This window comes from Variovorax paradoxus, from assembly GCA_016806145.1.
Lineage (GTDB): Bacteria > Pseudomonadota > Gammaproteobacteria > Burkholderiales > Burkholderiaceae_C > Variovorax.
On sequence record CP063166.1, the window covers coordinates 6,517,825 to 6,530,948 of the forward strand.

Genomic DNA, 13,124 nt, shown 5'->3' on the forward strand with positions numbered 1-13,124 from the left:
CGGCGGCTCAGGGCTGGGTGTCGATGAAGCTCGGCCGCTGCATCAGCTTGTCGTAGAGCTTCGCGAGATTCGCGTAGTCGGCGCGCCACTCGATCTCGGGGAAGCGCAGGTTCAGCCAGCCCAGGGTGCAACCCACCGCGATGTCCGACAGGCTCAGGTGGATGCCGCTGCAGAAGGGCTTGTCGCCCAGGCCCTTGGCCATGGCGGCCACGCCGGCCTCGACCTTGGCGCGCTGCCGGTCGATCCAGGCCTCGCTGCGCTCGCCGTCGGCGCGGCCGGTCCAGGTGCGCTCCAGGCGCCACAGCACGCCGGCGTCCATCACGCCGTCGGCCAGCGCTTCCCAGGTCTTGACCTCGGCGCGCTCGCGGCTCTGCTGGGGAATCAGCTTGCCGACCGGCGACAGGGTGTCGATGTATTCGACGATCACGCGCGAGTCGAACATCGCCTCGCCGCCCTCCATGATCAGGCACGGCACCTTGCCCAGGGGGTTGGAATTGGCGATGGTCGTGTCGGGCGACCAGACGTCCTCGATCACGAACTGGTAGTCGAGCCGCTTCTCGGCCAGCACCACGCGCACCTTGCGCACATAGGGGCTGGCGGCGGATCCGATCAGTTTCATGAAGGCGCTCTCCCTCGATTTTGATAACGTTTGTTCATAATCATTTTAGGGGAACGCCAAAGCCGGGCTTTCGGTGTACCGGGTTCCTCCCCGGGCGGCCCGCCTAAAATTCGGGCATGAGCTTCTCCACCGTCTCCGCCCTTTCCCCCCTGGACGGCCGTTACGCGGCCAAACTCGCGGCCCTGCGTCCCCTGATGAGCGAGCAGGGCTACATGCACCGGCGCGTGCAGGTCGAAGTGGCGTGGTTCATCGCGCTGTCGGACTGCGGCTTCGCCGAATTCAAGCCCCTGACCGGCGGCGCCCGCAAGTACCTGATGGGCCTGGTCTCGCACTTCTCCGAGGCCGACGCGCTGGCCATCAAGGAGATCGAGAAGACCACCAACCACGACGTGAAGGCGGTCGAGTACTGGATCAAGTCCAAGTTCGAGGCCCGCCCCGAGCTGCTGGCCGCGGCCGAGTTCGTCCACTTCGCCTGCACCAGCGAGGACATCAACAACACCAGCCACGCGCTGCAGATCCAGGCCTCGCGCGACACCGTGCTGCTGCCCGCGATCGACGGCCTGATCGCCAAGTTGCGCGAGATGGCGCACCAGTTCGCCGACGTGTCGATGCTCTCGCGCACCCACGGCCAGACCGCCAGCCCGACCACGGTCGGCAAGGAGATCGCCAACGTGGCGGTGCGGCTGTCGAAGGCGCGCGCGCAGATCGCCTCGGTGCAGCTGCTGGGCAAGATGAACGGCGCGGTCGGCAACTACAACGCCCACCTGGCGGCCTGGCCCGACTTCGACTGGGAAGCCTTCAGCCGCAAGGTCGTCGAGACCCCGGCGCCGCTGGGCCTGGGCCTGAGCTTCCAGCCCTACAGCATCCAGATCGAGCCCCACGACTACATGGCCGAGCTGTTCGATGCCGTGGCGCGCGCCAACACCATCCTGGTCGACTTCTCGCGCGACGTCTGGGGCTACGTGAGCCTGGGCTACTTCAAGCAGCGGCTCAAGAAGGGCGAGATCGGCTCCTCGACCATGCCGCACAAGGTCAACCCGATCGACTTCGAGAACGCCGAGGGCAACCTGGGCCTGGCCAACGCGCTGCTGCGCCACCTGAGCGAGAAGCTGCCGATCAGCCGCTGGCAGCGCGACCTGACCGACAGCACGGTGCTGCGCAACATCGGCGTGGCCTTCGGCTACGCGACCCTGGCCTATGCCAGCCTGGCGACCGGCCTGGGCAAGCTCGAGCTCAACCGCGACGCGCTCGCGGCCGACCTCGACGCCTCGTGGGAAGTGCTGGCCGAGCCGATTCAGACCGTGATGCGCCGCTTCGGCGTGCAGGGCGCCTACGAGCAGCTCAAGGAAGTGACGCGCGGCCAGACCGTGACGGCCGAGGCGTTGCATGGCCTGATCCGCTCGCTCGCGATTCCGGAAGAGGAAAAAGCCCGCCTGCTGGCCATGACGCCGGCCAGCTACGTGGGCAAGGCGGCCGAACTCGCCGGTAGAATCTGACGCCCTGTGCATCGATGCACCAACCGCTTTTTCCAAGCGGTTGGTTTGCTCGCTGAGGCGGCCTGAGGCCCCTCGAGGACGGGCGATCCGTCTCGATCGCCCTTTCCGGTTTCCTTCCAATTTCCCAGCCAACGCACGCCGCCCGCCGGCCGTGCGCCAGCCAGCAACACTTCCGTGCGGACGCCTCGGCGTCCCCGTCGTCCATGCTGCGCGCTTCCCTGCGACGTCTCTGGCTCAAGATCCACCGCTGGGTCGGCCTCACGCTCGGCCCGATCCTCGCCGTCACCGCCCTGCTCGGCGCGGTACTGGTCGTGGGCCAGCCCCTCGACCGACAAGCCCACCCTGAACTCTTCGTCGCGCGCACGGCCGGCGACGCCACCGCGGCGCGGTTGCCGCTGGAACCGCTGCGCCAGCGCCTGCTGGCCGAGTTCGGCCCCGACACCAACCTGACCCTGCGACCGCCGCGCCAACCCGGCGACACCTATTGGGTGCTGGTGCGCGGCCCCTGGGACGGCACCGTCTACCTCGACCCCTTCACCGGCGCCGAACAGGGCCGGCGCGGCACCCAGGAAGGTGCCTACAGCCTGATCTACAAGATCCACAACAGCCTGCTGCTCGACAAGACCGGCAAGGGCATCCTGGCCTTCGTGGCGCTGGCCTATCTGGTGCTGCTGGTGACGGGCCTGGTGCTGTGGTGGCCGACGCGCTGGCCGCCGTCGCTGCGCATCGTGCTGAACCGCGGCCTGCTGCGCGGGCTGTTCGACCTGCACCGCACGGGCGGCGCGGTGCTCGGCCTGCTGATCGCGGTGTCGGTCGCCACCGGCGCCTACATGGCCTGGCGGCCGCTGGGCGACTTCATCTCCGCCGCCATGGGGCAGCAGCCGGTCAAGGCGCCGACGATCGCCAAGGGCGCGGCCCAGGGCCCGCGCCTGCCGCTCGACGAGATCGTGGCGCGCGCGCAGCAGGTGCATCCGGGCCAGCCGATCGGCTACGTGGTGGTGCCCGGCAAGGCCGACCGGCCCGTGCGCGTTCGCTTCAGGCTGCCCGACGACCCGCATCCCAACGGCATCAGCTCGGTCTGGCTCCACCCGGTCACCGGCGAGGTGCTGGCGGCGCGCAAGTGGCAGGAGCTCGATGCCGGCAACGGCTGGGTGGCGGTGATCTTCCCGCTGCACACCGGCGAGCTCGGCGGCGTGGTCCACGAGATCGTGACCGTGCTGCTGGGCCTGGCGCTCGGCGGCCTGGGTTTCAGCGGCATCTGGCTCTGGTGGCGGCGCCGCCGCACGGCCGCCGAGGCGGCCCGGCGCGGCGCAGCGCTCGCGCGGCCCTCGTCCTGAACCCACGCCCAGCGATTCGACGACGGCGCGACGACGCCGGCCTGCCCGAACGACGCGCCCCACGCCCGCCCGTTCCTTCTTCCATTTCGAAAACCGAGGAGTTCCCGTGTCTGCATTCAAACGCACCGCCATCGCGATGGCCCTGCTTCCCCTGAGCCTGCCCGGCTTCGCCGCCGAGGGCGATGCGCCCGCGGGCGCCGACGGCAAGGCGCTCGAGGCCATCACCGTCACCGGCGACTGGCTCGGCAGCCCGACCGAGAAGAAGGTGGTCGAGCATCCGGGCGCGCGGACCATCGTCGAGCAGCGCCAGATCCGCGAGAGCGGCTCGTCGAGCGTGCGCGACGTGCTGCGCCAGATCCCGGGCGTGCAGGTGCAGGAGAGCAACGGCACCGGCGGCAGCGACATCTCGCTGAACGTCGGCGTGCGCGGCCTGACCTCGCGCCTGTCGCCGCGCTCCACCATCCTGATGGACGGCGTGCCGCTGGCCTACGCGCCCTACGGCCAGCCACAGCTGTCGCTGGCACCACTGTCGCTGGGCAACATCGAGACGGTGGACGTGGTGCGCGGCGCCGGCTCGGTGCGCTTCGGACCGCAGAACGTGGGCGGCATCATCAACTTCGTGACGCGCTCGATCCCCGAGACCTTCGCCGCCGAGGCGAGCGTCGGCGTGGAGAGCGCGGGCCATGGAGGCGGCACCAAGTCGACGCCCAGCGTGTTCGTCGGCGGCACCAACGACAAGGGCCTGGGCCTGGCGCTGCTGTACTCGGGCACGCACGGCGAGGGCTTCCGCCAGAGCAACGACAAGACGAACATCGACGACCTGATGCTCAAGGGCAGCTACCGCTTCTCGAGGACCGACGACATCGCGGTGTCGCTGCACCACTTCGAAGGCCAGGGCCGCATGCCCGGCGGCCTGACGACCGCGCAGTACGCGCTGAACCCGTTCCAGTCGGACCGCCCCTTCGACGAGTTCACCGGACGGCGCACCGACGGCTCGCTGCGCTATACGCACAACGACGGCATCAACAAGTTCGAGCTGCTGACCTACTACACGAACTCGTTCCGCGGCAGCCACCTCGAGCAGGAAGGCACGGGCACCAGCGCCAACCAGCGCCGCCTGACCGCCGCGCCGCGCGAGTACCACACCTTCGCGATCGAGCCGCGCTACTCGCGCCTGATCGACTCGGGCAGCGTGGTGCAGGAAGTCAGCGTGGGCTACCGCTACCTCAAGGAGGCCAGCTCCGAGGTGGCCACGCGCAGCAGCTACTACCGCCCGCGCCTGGGCTTCGACGCCAGCACGCTCGCGCAGCCGGCCTACCAGACCAGCGCCGGAGGCACCACCGCCAACGCCTTCTACATCGACGACCGCATCGACTTCGGCAACTGGACCGTGACGCCCGGCGTGCGCTACGAGGCGACCCGCTCGCACAACGACGTGGTGGGCCTGACCAACGGCCGCATCAGCAGCGTGATCGCGCCGAAGATCGACTCCAACGAATGGCTGCCGACCGTGTCGGTGATGTACCGCATGAACGAGCGCTGGTCGCTGTTCGCGAACGCCGGCGTGTCCTTCGGCCCGCAGCAGTACGCGCAGCTCGCGCAGTCCACCGACGGCCTGCATCCCGAGAAGGCGAAGACCTATGAAATCGGCACGCACTACAAGGGCGAGGCCTGGAGCTCGGAGCTCACGCTGTTCAACATCAACTTCGACAAGGAGCTGCAGCTCGCGCGCTCGATCACGGGCGACGTCGGCCAGTGGACCGACCTGGGCGCCACGCGCCACCGCGGCCTGGAATCGGCGCTGCGCTACGAGCTCGGCGACCTGAGCCCGGCCCTCAAGGGGCTGTCGGTGTCGGCGACCTACACCTACACGCAGGCAATCCAGAAGGCCGGCGCCTTCGCGGGCCGCGACCTGCCGTTCTACTCGCGCCAGGTGGCCACGCTGGGCGCGCGCTACGAGCGCGGCCCGTGGACCTTCAACGCCGACGTCTACGCGCAGTCGAAGCAGCGTTCGCCGGGCTCGCCCGACACCAATGCGCGCTACGTCACGCTCGAGGACAGCACCGGCCGCCTCGGCAACATCCCCGGCTACGCGGTGATGAACGTGCGCGCGGGCTACGACTTCGGCCCGACGATGCGCAACCTCAAGCTGGCCGTGGGCGTGAAGAACCTGTTCGACCGCCGCTACTTCAACCGCTCGGTGGACAACAACGGCGGCAAGTACGTGGGCCAGCCGCGCACCGTGTACCTGCAGGCCTCGGTCGCCTACTGATCGGGCTGCGGGCAGCTCCCGGGCCGGCGCCGGCCCGGGAGCGCGCGCATACACTCGCGCACCCATGGCGCTCAAATCCACCATCTTCAAGGCCAACCTCGCGGTGGCCGACATTGACCACGGCTACTACGCCGACCATGCGCTCACGCTGGCGCGCCATCCGAGCGAGACCGACGAGCGGATGATGATCCGGCTGGTCGCGCTGGCGCTCAACGCGCACCAGCTGCAGGACATCTGCCGGGGCGACGGCACGCTGGCCTTCGGCGCCGGCCTGTCGAACGTGGACGAGCCCGATGTCTGGCTGCGCGACTTCACGGGCCAGACCCGGCTGTGGATCGAGGTCGGCCAGCCCGAGGACAAGCCCGTCATCAAGGCCTGCGGCAAGGCCGACCAGGTGATCGTCTACTGCTTCAACCACGCGGCCGAGATCTGGTGGCGCGGCATCGAGAACAAGCTCTCGCGGCCGCAGAACCTGCGCGTCTACCGCGTGCCCACGGCCGCCTCGCAGGCGCTCGCGGCGCTGGCGCAGCGCTCGATGCAGTTGCAGGCGACGATCCAGGAGAACACGCTGACGCTCGGCGACGGCGCGAACAGCGTCGACATCGAGCTGCTGCGCTGGAAGTAGCCTGGAATCTCAGAGCGGCATCATCTCGCCGCACTGCCAGCACTGCTCGAAGCCGCCCTCGATCCGCTCGCCGCAGACGCACTGCCAGCTGCGCTGCGGCCGGTGCTGCAGCGCATGCAGCAGCCGCTGCGCGAGCTCGAACTGGCTTTCGTCGTCGATCCAGATCTCGGGCAGGCACTGGTCGGGCGGCAGCTGGCCGGCCGCCGCACCCAGGTATTCGCGCTGCACCGTCGCGGCCACGCCGTCCTCGCGCAGCGCATGCACCCACAGCGTCGCGATGGCGAGGTTGGGGGCTTGCGCGAGGCGACGCATCGGGCCGGCCGTTCAGCTCGCGTCTTCGGGCCCGGTGGGCACGGCGGGATCGTCCGGCTCGTCGGGCCACTTCGGCGGCTCGGCCTCGCGCGCGCGCTCGGCATAGCGGTTGAAGCGCCAGGCCGAATCCTCCATGGTGATGCGGCGCCAGGTGACGCGCTTCTCGGCCGGCGTCATCGCGGGCCAGTGCTGCACCTCGTCGAAGCTGCGCCCGCAGCCCTTGCACTCGTCGTCGCCCTGGCTGGTGGAGCAGATCGCGATGCAGGGGGTGTCGGGCGTGCTCTGGTACCAGTCCAGCCAGGCGGCCCAGGCCTTGGCCGGGAAGCCGACCTCGTCGACCTCGTCCTCGTGGTGGTAGACCATGAGCGCATAGACCTCGGCCAGCGCGCGCAGCTCGGGCGCGAGCGTGACGCCATCGGGCGAGGGGCTCTTCTCGCGCCAGTGATTGATGGCGGCCTCGATGTCGGTGATGTGGATGGCGGCCATGAACGCAGAAAGATCGGCAGGGCGGGCGATCATAGTCCGCCAATGTCCCGAGACCGCCGAAGGTTATCCTCGCTACCAAAATTGTAGCAATAGACCTTGCTGCGATGCAGGTTTTGAACGCCTTCCTTTTGAAGGCTTGAAACTTTCGGTTGCCAGCGCGCGAGCGCCGATGCTCTAATCGCGCCCACGAAGGGGAGTAGCTCCCGGCCGTCGCAACAGCGACGGACATCGCCAGGTCGTCAATACGAAGCACAACACTTCCGGCCTGTCGGGCATCGCGCATGTCGCCCAGCGGCCATGCGCATGCCGAGCCAGACCTTCGATTTGAACCTGTGCAGGTTTGGTCGAAGCGTCGTTGAATCCCCCGGTGTCACCCGGTTTCATTTCCTCGCTTCGATCAGCCCGCCCGGGATGAATCGAAACGCATCGCACGTGCCATGCCCGCGGCCACCACGCCATGGTGGGGCGGGACGGTCACGAAGACACAGAGGAAACTATGGAACAGTTCATGACCCCGGAATTCTGGGTCGCAGTCGGTCAGATCATCATGATCGACATCCTTCTTGGCGGCGACAACGCCGTCGTGATCGCGCTGGCCTGCCGCAAGCTGCCGCCGGCCCAGCGCACGCAGGGCATCCTGTGGGGCACCGCCGGCGCCATCCTGCTGCGCGTGATCCTGATCTTCTTCGCGCTGACCCTGCTGGCGATTCCGTTCCTGAAGCTCGTGGGCGCGATCCTGCTGCTGTGGATCGGCGTCAAGCTGCTGGCGCCCGAGCATGACGACGCGCACGGCAACATCGCCGGCAGCGACAGGCTCTGGGGTGCCGTCAAGACCGTGATCATTGCCGACCTCGTGATGAGCGTCGACAACGTGATCGCCATCGCGGGTGCCGCTCAAGGCGCCGGCGAAGGCCATCAGATGCCGCTCGTGATCTTCGGCCTGCTCGTGAGCATCCCGATCATCGTCTGGGGCAGCCAGCTCGTGATCAAGCTGATGGACCGCTTCCCGATGATCATCACGCTCGGCGGCATGCTGCTGGGCTGGATCGCCGGCACCATGGCCGTGTCCGACCCCGCGGTGGTCAACCCCGCCGCCTGGACCTGGGTGCCGAAGCTGCCGCAGACCGATGTCGTGAAGTACGCCTCCGGCATCATCGGCGCGCTGCTCGTGCTGGCCATCGGCAAGTGGGTGGCCGCGCGCCAGGCTCGCGCCAAGTCCTCGACGCCGGCCACCGCGAGCTGAGCCCGGCCCCACGAAAGTCCCCTATCCATTTCGACCCGTCTCTGCCACTCTAACTACCTGAAGGAGCACCCTATGGAAAAGATCATTCTTTACGTCGACGACGCCGTCTACGCCTGCGAACAGTTCGCCGAACTGGCGCCGGACGCCGATACGGTGGTGGCGCGTCATTGGGTGCTCGTGGCCTGCGCGCCGCGCATGACGCATCGCATCAGCAAGTGGGTGAGCCACAGCGCGCGCGAAAACTGGCGCGCGAAGTGGTTCAGCAAGCTGCAGGCGCAGCTGCTGCCGCTGCTGGAGCGCAACGGTGGGCAGGTCACGGCCGTGCTGGCCAAGGGTCCGCTGACCGAGCTCACGCAGCAGCTCAAGCGCGAGCACATGGCATCGCACGTGGTCGACGCCCGCCGTCCGAAGGTCGGCGTGGACCTCGAGCCGGTCACGCCCGAGCAGAAGCCGGCCGGCCAGCAAGGCTGGGCCTTTCCCGGTGCCGTGATGGGCATGGGCGCGCTGCTGGTGCTGGCGAACGAACTGGCGGAGTAAGAGGGTCGCGGCCTCGGTGCCGCGCCATCCCGCTCAAGCGACGGCTCCTTCGGGAGCCGTTTTTTTTGGCCGCTGCCAACGCCCCGTCCCACGCGGGTTCGCGGGCATGTCCGGCTCGCCGCCGCCCCGGCGCTGCGGTATCCTGGGCCGCATGCGCATCCTTCTCAAATGGCTACTCAGCGCGGTGGCGCTGCTCGCGGTGGCCTACCTCTACAGCGGCGTCCAGATCAGCAGTTTCGGCGCGGCCCTGATCGCGGCCGTGGTCATCGGTCTGCTCAACATGATCGTGCGCCCGGTGCTGGTGGTGCTCACGCTGCCGGTCACCATCGTCACGCTCGGGCTGTTCCTGTTCGTGATCAACGCGCTGATGTTCTGGGCCGCCTCCGGCCTGCTGGCGGGCTTCCACGTCAACGGCTTCCTCGCCGCGCTCGTGGGTTCGCTGCTCTATTCGGTGCTCGGCCTGCTGATCGAGAGCGCGCTCGGCGGGCTGCTGACGCGCCGCTGATCCGCCCACCCGCCGGCTAACGCAGCGCCGGCTCCTCGGCCTGCCGCTTCACCAACACTTCGATCTCGCGCGCGCGGGTGTCGATGATCGACGCCTCGAAGTGGTCGATCGGCACCGATCCCGGGCGGCCGCTCTGGCTCTGGCGGATCAGTTCCTGCGCTGCCTTGAAGCGGTCGCGCGCGGCCGGATAGTCGAGGATCGCCACGTTCGACTCGGCGTCCGCGCGCACCGCGTGCAGCGTGTCGTTCTGCGCGCCGTAGAGATTGGCCAGCGTGCGCCAGGCCGTGGCATCGCGCGGATTCGCCGCCACCCAGTCGCGCAGCACCGGGATCATCGGCGCCGGTTGGCGGCTCGCCACCGCGACGTCGGCCGCCAGCAGCATCTCGGGCCGCGACTTGGCCTTGCCGTCGAGCAGCGAGGCCGCCTTGGCCACGCCCGCGCCGCCCGCCGCCAGTTCGATCTCGGCCTGCAGCCAGCGCGCCTGGCGCGCGGCCGGGGCATCGTCGGCCGTGCGCTCGACCAGCCGCTGCGCCAGCGCGCGCGCCGCCTTGTGGTCGCGCAGTTGCTTGGCCGACAGTGCCGCCGCGTAGAGCGTGCCCGCCTGCTGGGCGGGCGTGCTCCGGGCGAACTCGCCGGTGGAGGCCGCGTCGACCCATTGCCGCAGCACGTCGACGCCGGGGCGCGTCAGCACGCGCGCGCGCGAAGAGACCATCGCGTGGTCCATCAGCAACACCGGCGGCGGCACCGTGTCCATGCGGAACTGGAAGCGGCCCTGCATGTCGGAGATGCGCTCGGTCGTCAGCGGATGGCTGCGCAGGTAGGGGAAGGAGCCGTTGTCGTTGAGCCGCGAGGCGTACTGCAGCTTCTCGAACATCGTGGCCGCGCCCTGCGGCGCGAAGCCGGCCTGCGTCATCACGCCGAAGCCCACGCGGTCGGCCTCGCGCTCCATGTCGCGCGAGAAGTTCAGCTGGTTCTGCATGAACGCCGCCTGGCTGCCCATGACCATCGCCTGGCCCGCATCGCCGCCGCCGCGGCTCTTGCCCGCCGCGATCATGCCGAGGATCAGGCCCGCGAGCATCAGCGGGAACTGCTTGCTCTGCTTGTCCATCATGCGGGCGATGTGCCGCTGCGTGACGTGCGACAGCTCGTGCCCGAGCACGGTCGCCAGCTCGTCGCGGCTGCCCACCGCCGCCACCAGCCCGAGGTTGAGCCCGAGGTAGCCGCCCGGCAGCGCGAAGGCGTTGATGTTGCGGTCGCGCCCCAGCATCACCACCCAGGCATAGCGCTCGTCGAGCTCGGGCGTGAGCTCGCCGCGCACCCGCGCCGCCGCCAGCAGGCGCTGCCAGATCTCCTGCACGTAGTCGGCGATCACCGGGTCGTCGATGTAGTCGGTGTCGCGGTAGAGCTCGCGCGCGATCTGGTCGCCCAGATGGCGCTCGGCGGTCGCCGTCATCTCGCCGCCGTCGCCGAGCCCCGGCAGCAGCTGCGCGCGCGCCAGCGGCGGCATCAGCACCTGCGATGCTATTAAAACGCTAGCGCAAATCGTCCGCAGAGTGGGGACGAAAGGTCGTTTCTTGCGAGGGGGCGGGGTCCAGCGTGGCATGGCTTGTCCAGAACTCGGGCTCGTATGATGCACCTCCCTCTTGAACGTTCACCCATGAGCTCACTCACCCATTTCGACGCCCAGGGCCAGGCCCACATGGTCGACGTCGCCGCCAAGCCCGCCACCCACCGCGTGGCCGTGGCCACCGGCCGCATCGAGATGCGGGCCGAGACCCTGGCGCTGATCGCCTCGGGCAGCGCGAAGAAGGGCGACGTGCTGGGCATCGCGCGCATCGCCGGCATCCAGGCCGCCAAGAAGACCAGCGACCTGATCCCGCTGTGCCATCCGCTGGCCATCACCCGGGTGGCGGTCGATCTCGCGCTCTCCGACGCCGGCGACGCGACGCCGCATGTGCAATGCACCGCCACCGTCGAGACCGTTGGGCCGACCGGCGTCGAGATGGAGGCGCTGACCGCCGTGCAGATCGCGCTCCTGACCGTGTACGACATGTGCAAGGCGGTGGACCGGGGGATGACGGTCACCGGGGTGCATGTGGTGGAGAAGCATGGCGGGAAGTCGGGGAGCTGGACCGCCGCGCCCGCGATTTAAGGCGCCGGCGGCGCCTCGCCCGGAGTCTGCCGGAGCCAGCGCGCGTAGTCGCGCGGGAAGGCCACCCTGAAGCGCTCGGCGATCAGCCGTGCCTCGTCGTCATGGCCCGAGAGCTCGGCGCTCTCGATCAGCTTCACGATCACGCGCGGCTCCGGCGAGAAATGCAGCGTCCGCTCGGCGAGCGCATGCATCCGCGCGACGTTCTCGTGCGTGACCGGCGTCAGCGTCAGTTCGGCGAAATCGACCTGGCGCGCGAACAGCCAGGAATCGCGGACCTTCGCGAGCGTGTCGTCCTGCCAGGGCGGCAGGCGCTCGTCGCGCGGCAGGTAGACCTGGCTGATGCGGGTGTAGTCCCAGGCGGCGTAGACAACGAACGAGAGCAGGGCGATGCTCGCGAAGGCCTGGAATCTCCGGCGATCGGGGAGCCACCTCTTTCTCGATCGCGGTGACGATTCCTCGGTCTGGCGCGCGGGCCACAGCATGCCCAGGCACAGGCCGAAGACCAGCTGGAAGGGGCCATACCACAGCGGGTATTCGAGCAGGCTGTGCACGAGGATCACGCCCACGAGGCCCCAGGCCATGAGCCGGTTCGGATCGCGCTCGCGCCAGGGACGCGCGGAGATCACCAGCCAGAGAAAGCCGCCGCAGATCAACACGGCGGCCGGGATGCCGAGTTCGACCGCGAGGTGCAGGGGGAGGTTGTGGGCGTTGTCGAGCAGCACCGGGAAGCGCGGGCCCGGGTAGACGGCCATGAAATGGGCGTAGCTGAGTTCGCCCCAGCCCCAGCCAGTGAGCGGGCGCTCGGCGATGAGGGAGAGGACGTTGTGCCAGAGGGTGAGGCGGCTTTCGTTGCCGAGGGCGGCGGGTTGGAGGCGTTCGAACAGGGCGCCGGCGGAGGCGACGGCCTTGCCTTTTCCAGCGACCGCCAGGTATGGGAGAAGCCAGCTGAAAGCGAAATAGAGCGGAAGCAGGGCCAGCAGCGCCAAAGGAGGCGGCAGGCAGCGGCCCATGGATGAATGATTTGGTTTTCGGCTGCGCTGTCGCCAAGCGGCAAATCCCGCGACCGCCGATATAAGCGCCAGCTGAAGCACGCCGGTACGGGAGCCCGAGGCTGCAGCTCCAGCCATCAGCAACACGATTGCAGCAATGAACCATGGTCGTGCGAAGCGAGCCCCTGCCGTCGCATACAACCAAAGGACCGCAATCAGCCCCAGGCTGATCAGCGTGGCGAATTGATTGCGCTGGCGCAGCGTTCCCCAGGCTCGGCCCTGGCCGGGCGATATCAGCCAGGCGTCGAGCATGCCCGTCGCCCCGTTGAACTGCATCAACGCCAGCACAGCGTTGACTGTGGCCGAAATGACGATCCCCCATGCCAGAAACCCGACACGGCGTTTTCCGGGCGAAGACGAAGACGCGTCGCCGGTCCCAAAAAGCAAGGCGAGACACCCCCCGGTGGCCAGCAGTTGCCAAACGATCGGGGACGGTCCTGCGACCACGGGATTGAGGAAGCTGATCGCGACGAGCAACGCTGCCATCCACA

Annotated in this window: 13 protein-coding genes; 8 read left to right on the forward strand and 5 right to left on the reverse strand. The window is 68.7% G+C overall.

The features are described 5' to 3' along the window. Positions 1 to 7: 7 nt before the first annotated feature. Entirely contained in the window at positions 8 to 619 is a 612-nt protein-coding gene (locus INQ48_30490) for a glutathione S-transferase N-terminal domain-containing protein (protein ID QRF57560.1), read from the reverse strand. Positions 620 to 735: 116 nt separating this feature from the next. On the opposite strand from INQ48_30490, the gene purB reads away from it, so the two are divergent. From purB to INQ48_30510, 4 genes are all read left to right on the forward strand, one after another. After that, positions 736 to 2,115 carry an adenylosuccinate lyase gene (purB, locus tag INQ48_30495; GenBank protein QRF57561.1) on the forward strand — a complete coding sequence of 460 codons (1,380 nt, stop codon included), beginning with the start codon at positions 736 to 738 and terminating at the stop codon, positions 2,113 to 2,115. A 203-nt stretch (positions 2,116 to 2,318) separates the two neighbouring features. Further along, positions 2,319 to 3,452 carry a PepSY domain-containing protein gene (locus INQ48_30500; protein QRF57562.1) on the forward strand — a complete coding sequence of 378 codons (1,134 nt, stop codon included), beginning with the start codon at positions 2,319 to 2,321 and terminating at the stop codon, positions 3,450 to 3,452. Positions 3,453 to 3,588: 136 nt separating this feature from the next. After that, positions 3,589 to 5,724 (forward strand): TonB-dependent siderophore receptor, encoded by a 2,136-nt coding sequence (locus tag INQ48_30505; GenBank protein QRF57563.1) that lies wholly within the window; start codon positions 3,589 to 3,591, stop codon positions 5,722 to 5,724. Positions 5,725 to 5,788: 64 nt separating this feature from the next. Continuing rightward, the gene (locus INQ48_30510) at positions 5,789 to 6,349 is read left to right on the forward strand and encodes a YaeQ family protein (GenBank protein ID QRF57564.1); all 561 of its coding nucleotides are present in this window, start codon (positions 5,789 to 5,791) and stop codon (positions 6,347 to 6,349) included. A gap of 9 nt (positions 6,350 to 6,358) precedes the next feature. Here the strand turns inward: INQ48_30510 and INQ48_30515 are convergent, their stop codons facing one another. After that, positions 6,359 to 6,661: a DUF2007 domain-containing protein gene (locus INQ48_30515; protein ID QRF57565.1), complete on the reverse strand. Its 303-nt coding sequence runs from the start codon at positions 6,659 to 6,661 to the stop codon at positions 6,359 to 6,361. Positions 6,662 to 6,673: 12 nt separating this feature from the next. Then, entirely contained in the window at positions 6,674 to 7,147 is a 474-nt protein-coding gene (locus INQ48_30520; protein ID QRF57566.1) for a DUF3717 domain-containing protein, read from the reverse strand. 496 nt (positions 7,148 to 7,643) lie between these two features. Between INQ48_30520 and INQ48_30525 the strand changes: the two genes are divergently transcribed. The 3 genes from INQ48_30525 to INQ48_30535 all read left to right on the forward strand — a co-directional run bounded on the left by INQ48_30525 (position 7,644) and on the right by INQ48_30535 (position 9,432). After that, positions 7,644 to 8,390: a TerC family protein gene (locus INQ48_30525; protein ID QRF57567.1), complete on the forward strand. Its 747-nt coding sequence runs from the start codon at positions 7,644 to 7,646 to the stop codon at positions 8,388 to 8,390. A 72-nt stretch (positions 8,391 to 8,462) separates the two neighbouring features. Then, positions 8,463 to 8,927, forward strand: a complete 465-nt coding sequence (locus tag INQ48_30530; GenBank protein QRF57568.1) for a hypothetical protein — start codon at positions 8,463 to 8,465, stop codon at positions 8,925 to 8,927. A 151-nt stretch (positions 8,928 to 9,078) separates the two neighbouring features. After that, positions 9,079 to 9,432 carry a phage holin family protein gene (locus INQ48_30535; GenBank protein QRF57569.1) on the forward strand — a complete coding sequence of 118 codons (354 nt, stop codon included), beginning with the start codon at positions 9,079 to 9,081 and terminating at the stop codon, positions 9,430 to 9,432. Between the two features lie 16 nt (positions 9,433 to 9,448). Here INQ48_30535 and INQ48_30540 read toward each other — a convergent pair whose 3' ends face one another. After that, a complete protein-coding gene (locus INQ48_30540; GenBank protein ID QRF57570.1) occupies positions 9,449 to 11,035 on the reverse strand; it encodes a M48 family metalloprotease in 1,587 nt (528 codons plus the stop codon). A gap of 54 nt (positions 11,036 to 11,089) precedes the next feature. On the opposite strand from INQ48_30540, the gene moaC reads away from it, so the two are divergent. Then, positions 11,090 to 11,584 (forward strand): cyclic pyranopterin monophosphate synthase MoaC, encoded by a 495-nt coding sequence (moaC, locus tag INQ48_30545; protein QRF57571.1) that lies wholly within the window; start codon positions 11,090 to 11,092, stop codon positions 11,582 to 11,584. Here the strand turns inward: moaC and INQ48_30550 are convergent. Further along, entirely contained in the window at positions 11,581 to 13,119 is a 1,539-nt protein-coding gene (locus INQ48_30550) for an O-antigen ligase C-terminal domain-containing protein (GenBank protein ID QRF60961.1), read from the reverse strand. The two genes, moaC and INQ48_30550, sit on opposite strands and share 4 nt — an antisense overlap. Between the last annotated feature and the right edge of the window lie 5 nt (positions 13,120 to 13,124).

What these genes read in the sequence shown, in the direction of transcription:
- INQ48_30490 (QRF57560.1), bottom strand. Translation starts at nt 619, where the DNA reads ATGAAACTGATCGGATCCGCCGCCAGCCCCTATGTGCGCAAGGTGCGC.
- INQ48_30525 (QRF57567.1), top strand. Translation starts at nt 7,644, where the DNA reads ATGGAACAGTTCATGACCCCGGAATTCTGGGTCGCAGTCGGTCAGATC.
- purB (QRF57561.1), top strand. Translation starts at nt 736, where the DNA reads ATGAGCTTCTCCACCGTCTCCGCCCTTTCCCCCCTGGACGGCCGTTAC.
- INQ48_30510 (QRF57564.1), top strand. Translation starts at nt 5,789, where the DNA reads ATGGCGCTCAAATCCACCATCTTCAAGGCCAACCTCGCGGTGGCCGAC.
- INQ48_30515 (QRF57565.1), bottom strand. Translation starts at nt 6,661, where the DNA reads ATGCGTCGCCTCGCGCAAGCCCCCAACCTCGCCATCGCGACGCTGTGG.
- INQ48_30520 (QRF57566.1), bottom strand. Translation starts at nt 7,147, where the DNA reads ATGGCCGCCATCCACATCACCGACATCGAGGCCGCCATCAATCACTGG.
- moaC (QRF57571.1), top strand. Translation starts at nt 11,090, where the DNA reads ATGAGCTCACTCACCCATTTCGACGCCCAGGGCCAGGCCCACATGGTC.
- INQ48_30540 (QRF57570.1), bottom strand. Translation starts at nt 11,035, where the DNA reads ATGCCACGCTGGACCCCGCCCCCTCGCAAGAAACGACCTTTCGTCCCC.
- INQ48_30505 (QRF57563.1), top strand. Translation starts at nt 3,589, where the DNA reads ATGGCCCTGCTTCCCCTGAGCCTGCCCGGCTTCGCCGCCGAGGGCGAT.
- INQ48_30500 (QRF57562.1), top strand. Translation starts at nt 2,319, where the DNA reads ATGCTGCGCGCTTCCCTGCGACGTCTCTGGCTCAAGATCCACCGCTGG.
- INQ48_30535 (QRF57569.1), top strand. Translation starts at nt 9,079, where the DNA reads ATGCGCATCCTTCTCAAATGGCTACTCAGCGCGGTGGCGCTGCTCGCG.
- INQ48_30530 (QRF57568.1), top strand. Translation starts at nt 8,463, where the DNA reads ATGGAAAAGATCATTCTTTACGTCGACGACGCCGTCTACGCCTGCGAA.
- INQ48_30550 (QRF60961.1), bottom strand. Translation starts at nt 13,119, where the DNA reads ATGGCAGCGTTGCTCGTCGCGATCAGCTTCCTCAATCCCGTGGTCGCA.